At 37.9% G+C, this 448-nt stretch carries 1 pseudogene; it reads right to left on the bottom strand.

The window, feature by feature from the left end:
• Positions 1-448 (bottom strand): annotated as a pseudogene (locus Z053_RS31760) (RHS repeat-associated core domain-containing protein); the annotation flags it as partial.

A 448-nucleotide genomic window follows, 5' to 3' on the forward strand; every position in this document is an offset into this window, starting at 1 on the left:
ATTGATGGTATATACTTTATATAACCCTGTTTTTGGGTAGGCATCGAGGCTATAATATGTTGGTGTCCCTGCAATGCTAATGGGAGTATTACTTTTGGTTTCGTACTGTGGGCCGTCAAAATTATTAACTCTACTCTGTAATACGTTTCTGTAACTGCCATTAATCACCGAGCCTGTATACACCACTCTACCAAAGGCATCATACTTGGTAAATAACCATTGATCCCAGGGTTTACCAGAATTCTCTTTTCTTAAACTGGCATCCTGGGTCATGATCGGTTGATCTAGTGTATTGTATACAATATACTCCCAATCTTTGCCAGGAATTTTCTTTTCGATTAATCGATTTTTATAATCATATCGGTATTGATAACAGAGTTCGGCAAGCTCAATATCTGATACGCCATCGCTAGTGGTTACTTTAGGAGGGATTACGTATGTTAAATTC

Origin of the sequence: Aquimarina megaterium XH134, from assembly GCF_000520975.1 — a bacterium.
Classification (GTDB): domain Bacteria; phylum Bacteroidota; class Bacteroidia; order Flavobacteriales; family Flavobacteriaceae; genus Aquimarina; species Aquimarina megaterium.